Consider the following 6266-nt stretch of genomic DNA (forward strand, 5'->3'; position numbering starts at 1 on the left):
ATATATAGATAATATATCAATAAAAGGCTGAAGGATATGGATTTAAAACAGCTTAATGCGTTTATTGCGGTCGCAGACTTGCGTAGCTTTAGCGCCGCCGCTGCAAAGACAGGATTGTCACAGCCCAGCCTCTCCCGCCTCTTAAAACAGCTCGAGACCGATATGGGCGTGATACTCATTGATCGCTATCACAGGCCACTGCATCTGACTGAAGCTGGTACGTTTTTTTATGACAAAATAAGCACCATACTGACAGAGATTGATACCGTTACCAGTATGACTCAGCGCCTATCAGCCCCAAGCAGTGGCTTAAATATAGGGTTTGTGCCCTCAGTATTATACGGATTACTGCCCGAAATTATTGCCACGCTCAAACAGTTTAGCCCTGATATCGACGTCAATTTAAAAGACATCAGCTCATATCAGCAAATGGAGGCACTAAAAGCAGGCGAGATTGACATTGGCTTTGGACGATTTGCCCACCAAGACCCATGGATTCAACAAATACTCTTGCGCCATGAGCGTTACGTCGTCGCGCTACCAAAAGCACACGCCTTAGCGCATATCCGTGAACAGCGCTTGATAGATCTCGCAAACAACCGTCTCATTTTATATCACCAAACGCATCTGCCAATAGCATCCACTGTGTCGACGCCAGCCAGCCATAAGCTAACCACGAATACCGCAAACCGTTTTGACACTCATGAGACATCGCTGTCTAACGAGCCAGTCACCGAACCGCTGCTACATTTATTCGCACAATACGGCATTTCACCATTTATGACTACCACGGTGAGTGACTTACAAGTAGCACTGGGTTTGGTTGCGGCTGGTGAAGGTATTACGCTGGTTCCTGCCAGCCTAACAACAGTGCGTACTGAGCAAATCAGCTATCAACGCTTGATTCACGAAAATGTCACCTCGCCTATTTATCTGCATACGCTTAAAGACTTTGTGCATCCAAAAATTCCTGACTTGCTCACGGCTATTTATCATGTGTATGAGCAACGTGGTATCACCTATCGCCGGCAGAAATTTATGTGAGCATTGTAAACCTCAACTATTAAGTGCTAATCTCGCTGTCACGCCCAGTAAAAAACGGTCAATCGTTAACTATCTATTGGTGTTGACCGTAAAAATAATCATTATTACGAGCCGTACAAGGTGTGATACAGTCACCGCTTATTTTTTGTACACATTGCTGTAATGGTTGCTGGCAGTACATCACAGGACGTGATGGCTGGCTATTTAACTATTCCGAGGGACTCATGACCACACAACAACTCAACAATTCCGACATGGCCAGCACTGCCCAAGAAGGCTTTAGCTGGCGCATTTTTGGTCCTGGTATTTTAATGGCGACTGCTGCTATCGGTGGCTCGCATCTTATCTCCTCTACGCAGGCTGGTGCTATCTATGGCTGGCAGTTGGCTATCATGATTATCTTAGCCAATGTGTTTAAGTATCCTTTCTTTCGTTTCGGCACTGATTATGTCTATGATACGGGCGAAAGCTTGATCGCAGGTTATGCCAAACGCTCAAAAGCATATTTGTGGATTTACTTTGTTTTATCCATCCTATCTGCGGTGATTAGTACAGGAGCGGTGACCCTGCTTGCTGCGGTGATACTGGGCTTTATGCTACCCGCGTCTCTTGGTCTATCAACGATGGCGCTGTCATTGATCATAGTGGGAGTGTCTTGGTTCTTTTTACTTGCTGGACACTATAAACTACTGGATGGTGTGACTAAGTGGATTATGATTGCTTTGGTCTCCGCCACAGTATTGGCGGTACTGATTGCTGCTGGCAAGCCGACGGTGATGACGCCTGATTTTATTCCTACCTCTCCGTGGAATTTAGCAACGCTAGGCTTTATCGTGGCACTCATGGGTTGGATGCCAGCGCCGCTTGAGTTTGCTGCCATTACCTCTATGTGGACATCTGCAAAGCGAAAAGCTGACCACACCACTCTCAAACAAGGTTTGCTTGATTTTAATGTGGGATTTTTGGTTTCTGCTATTTTAGCGTTGTTCTTTTTATCATTAGGTGTATTCGTTCAGTATGGTTCTGGTCAGGAGATTCAAACCGCAGGCGTCGCTTATATCGATCAGCTCATCAACATGTATACGGCGACCATCGGTGAATGGTCAAGGCTTCTGGTCGCCTTTATCGCCTTTATGTGTATGTTCGGCACGACGATTACCTGTGCTGACGGCTATGGCCGTGCGAATGCTGAGTGCTGGCGTCTACTGAAAGGTGAAAGCGAGATTAATAAAAAACAAGTCGCCTTTTGGACGACTTATGCCATCGGTGGTGGTCTAGTGATTATCACTTTCTTCACTGGACAATTGGGTGCCATGTTGAAATTCGCCATGATATCAGCGTTTGTGTCTGCGCCTATTTTTGGTTGGTTAAATTATTCATTGGTCAAAAAGCATAAAAAACTATCAGCAGGTATGAATGTTTATTCAATTATAAGCTTACTGTTCCTAGGTGGCGTTGCCTTGTTATTCTTAGCCAATCTTGCCGGCCTCTTTGGTTAGACGCCTATCTATAGTACGTCTAATCATTTCTAAAGCCCTTCTAGCCTTGCTATTAGGGTTTTTTTCTTGCGTGATATTTATAAAACCAGATAAGTATTTAACTTATCTTTGTAAGTAAATGTAAATATTAAAGGTCAGTCAATGAAGTCGTTTTACTAAAATGAATAGTAATGCATATGAACCATTGCTTTATGGATACCATTATTTGTAATACAAATATTATTAACTTTATTTAATATACAATTTAAGTTGTGTAATCAATAACAGTAAAAACCCCCTTCTCAGTGACTGATAATTGGGTATAATCGATAACAATAAAGAGATTATCATCCCTCCAAGTAAGGATTAAAACATGACTTTATCATCTGCTGGCGCGCGCTTCCGTAGTGCCTTAAAACAAAAAAATGATAACAATCAACCATTACAGATTGCTGGCGCTATTAACGCTTATACCGCGATGATGGCAACCCAAGTCGGTCATCAAGCGCTGTATCTCTCTGGTGCTGGCGTGGCCAATGCGTCATTTGGCTTGCCTGATCTGGGTATGACCAGTCTTGATAACGTCCTAGAAGATGCCCGCCGCATTACCGATGCCGTTAATACACCGCTATTGGTTGATATCGATACTGGCTTTGGTGGTGCCTTTAACATTGCCCAGACCATCAGAAAAATGGAAAAGGCAGGTGTGGCAGCCGTACATATCGAAGACCAAGTGGCGCAAAAGCGCTGTGGTCATCGCCCTAATAAAGAAATCGTTAGTATCTCAGAGATGGTCGACCGTCTAAAAGCCGCACTAGATGCCAAAACCGATCCTGACTTTGTGGTGATGGCGCGTACAGATGCCTTGTCTGTAGAAGGTTTAGATGCCGCTGTTGAACGTGCTGTCGCGTTTCAAGAAGCTGGCGCAGATATGATTTTTGCAGAAGCGTTAACCGATATCGAGATGTACCGTAAGTTTACCGATGTATTAGACATTCCTGTGCTAGCGAATATGACTGAGTTTGGTCAGACTGATTTGTACACCACTGATCAGCTGCATGGCGTTGGGGTCGATATGGTGCTGTATCCGCTATCAGCCTTCCGTGCGATGAACAAAGCCGCATTGAACGTCTATCAGCATTTACTGAACGACGGTACACAAGACAAAGTTGTCGATATCATGCAGACTCGTATGGAATTGTATGACTTCTTGAATTATCATGAATTTGAGCAAACGCTAGACAAGCTATTCGCTGATAACAAGTAGCTAATGATTGGCAGCTAGTAACTAGTTGCTAGTTAGTTTAATTAGTAACTGGCAATACCAAAAAGACACATTGCTATTGCTGTTATCTTCTCGAAATTCATCTTCATTTACCTTTAGGTTATTTATGTCATTTTTTACCCCTAGTTCTATCGTTAAATCTTCAATTTTTAGCTGCACGCTCGCCGCGTTGTTGCTTACGACGGGCTGTGATAAAACGCCAGAAACCGCTGACGACACGACTAGCGATGCAAGCACTGCTGAAGTTGTTGCCACAGATAAGGCTGCTGCACCCGCCACTCAAAACGACTTAGTAATGACAACGATTACGCTAGATACCGTCAACAATTTATTGTTTGCACCGATTATCAATAGCGGTACGCTCAGCGCAGAGCAAGTAAGCTGCCTTGAGTCGCGCGACAAAGATTTGGGCAAAGCAGAAGTTGATAGCTTCTATAAGAGTCAGTTTACCGAGGCAGAGTTACAGGAGTTAGATGATTTTTATACGTCAGAGGTGGGGGAAAAGTTGATTGCTTTTGGCAATGAGCAATTGCTCGTCATGAATGGCGAAGAAATTGCAACGCCAATGGCTGACCCGACTCCAGAAGAAATGACTGAAATTCAAACCTTCATGGAATCACCGCTTGGTGTTAAGTATATGAAGATTAATAATGCAGAAGGCGAAGGCAGCGCAATGGAAGTGCTTAACGTGCCTATCGAAGCTGAATTTAAGCGTTGCAATGTCGATTTAGGTGGCCCACAGCCTGAACAACCTGCGTAACGCTCAACTGGCGCTATAGTCAGTCATTAACCGATAATTTTATTATCAGAAACACCGTTTTCACCCAAAAAAGCTACCCACAAAAGGAATTTAATCATGGCAGCACAAAAAGAACTTTCAGGCGCAGGTCTACGCGGTCAAGTTGCTGGTAAAACAGCCCTATCTACCGTTGGCAAATCAGGCTCAGGTCTGACGTATCGCGGTTATGACGTGTCAGAACTGGCAGACAAATGCATCTTTGAAGAAGTGGCCTACTTGCTACTTTATGGCAACTTGCCAAACCAAACTGAGCTTGATGCTTACCAGACCAAGCTAAAAGGCTTACGTGGTCTGCCACAAGCACTGAAAGACGTATTAGAGCGTATCCCAGCGACCGCACATCCAATGGATGTATTGCGTACTGGTTGCTCTATGCTTGGCAACCTTGAGACAGAAATGGACTTTGCAGAAGAAAACGATCAAACCGATCGCATGCTTGCTGTTTTCCCATCGATTATCAACTACTGGTATCGCTTTACGCATGACAACGTGCGTATCGAAACCGAAACGGATGATGAGACCATCGGCGGTCACTTCTTGCATCTGCTAAAAGGTGAGAAACCAAACGAGCTACATACAAAAGTGATGAACGTGTCTCTTATCTTGTACGCAGAGCATGAGTTTAACGCTTCAACCTTTACCGCTCGCGTTTGTGCTTCTACTTTATCTGACATTCATTCTTGTATCACAGGCGCGATTGGCTCATTACGTGGTCACTTGCATGGCGGTGCGAACGAAGCCGCGATGGATATGATTGAAGGCTTTGGTTCAGCAGATGAAGCCGAGACAGAAATGATGGCTATGCTGGCACGCAAAGACAAAATCATGGGCTTTGGTCATGCGATCTATAGCGAGTCAGATCCACGTAATGTTGTGATTAAAGGTTGGGCTGAAAAGCTGGCAGCGGATGTCGGTGATGAAGTGTTATACCCTGTATCAGTACGCTGTGAAGAAGTCATGTGGCGCGAGAAAAAACTGTTCTGTAATGCTGACTTTTTCCATGCATCGGCCTATCACTTCATGGGTATTCCGACCAAACTGTTCACCCCTATCTTTGTCTGCTCACGCTTAACAGGCTGGGCATCTCATGTGTTTGAGCAACGTGCCAATAACCGTATCATTCGCCCAAGTGCAGAATATACGGGTGAAGATCTGCGTCCAGTACCAGATATGAGTGCGCGTTAATATCTCATGATAGAGAAGGTTTTTAGGATACGCCCAGCGCACCAATTGTTAAATAAAAATTTCTCATTGGTGCACTATGGCTATCCTTCACCTACTTTTATATAGTTGTTTTTTCAATGAAATGGTTATTTGAAAAACTGTTCAATAAGAAAATAGAGCACCGTAGAGATCTCATTGATTCTTTTAAGTTTATCTCTTACTCTTCAACTATTTTGAATAAAGAAATTGATAGTAAAATAGTTCGTAAAATTGACTCAATTGATTGGAGTCAATTTCTAACAGCTTACGGTAGTGCTGAGCCTTTAATACCAAAAAGCTTAAAAGCCTTATTTTTTAATGATAACGATATTTCGTTTTCGGCAGCACACTATCTGTTATGCGCTTTGGGTGACAAAGATGTTTCATTTTCAAGAGCAATACTTCCAGCATACGAGTTTTTAAGAAAAGCATTGCTTGAATGTGATGACTTAATAAA

Annotated in this window: 6 protein-coding genes; all 6 read left to right on the forward strand. The window is 43.6% G+C overall.

Annotation, left to right across the window (positions count from 1 at the left end):
• Window positions 1-36 precede the first annotated feature (36 nt).
• A complete protein-coding gene (locus QL982_RS13785; protein ID WP_290166027.1) occupies window positions 37-1044 on the forward strand; it encodes a LysR family transcriptional regulator in 1008 nt (335 codons plus the stop codon).
• A gap of 224 nt (window positions 1045-1268) precedes the next feature.
• Complete coding sequence (locus QL982_RS13790) at window positions 1269-2543, forward strand: NRAMP family divalent metal transporter (RefSeq protein ID WP_290166025.1); 1275 nt, start codon at window positions 1269-1271, stop codon at window positions 2541-2543.
• A gap of 352 nt (window positions 2544-2895) precedes the next feature.
• Window positions 2896-3789: a methylisocitrate lyase gene (gene prpB, locus QL982_RS13795; RefSeq protein ID WP_290165978.1), complete on the forward strand. Its 894-nt coding sequence runs from the start codon at window positions 2896-2898 to the stop codon at window positions 3787-3789.
• 124 nt (window positions 3790-3913) lie between these two features.
• The gene (locus QL982_RS13800) at window positions 3914-4567 is read left to right on the forward strand and encodes a DUF2059 domain-containing protein (protein WP_290165976.1); all 654 of its coding nucleotides are present in this window, start codon (window positions 3914-3916) and stop codon (window positions 4565-4567) included.
• Window positions 4568-4663: 96 nt separating this feature from the next.
• Window positions 4664-5791 (forward strand): 2-methylcitrate synthase, encoded by a 1128-nt coding sequence (gene prpC / locus QL982_RS13805; protein WP_290190406.1) that lies wholly within the window; start codon window positions 4664-4666, stop codon window positions 5789-5791.
• Window positions 5792-5907: 116 nt separating this feature from the next.
• A partial coding sequence (locus QL982_RS13810; RefSeq protein WP_290190407.1) for a hypothetical protein occupies window positions 5908-6266 on the forward strand: 359 nt, incomplete at its 3' end.

Source organism: Psychrobacter sp. 5A.1 (genome assembly GCF_030407455.1).
Taxonomy (GTDB): Bacteria; Pseudomonadota; Gammaproteobacteria; order Pseudomonadales; family Moraxellaceae; genus Psychrobacter.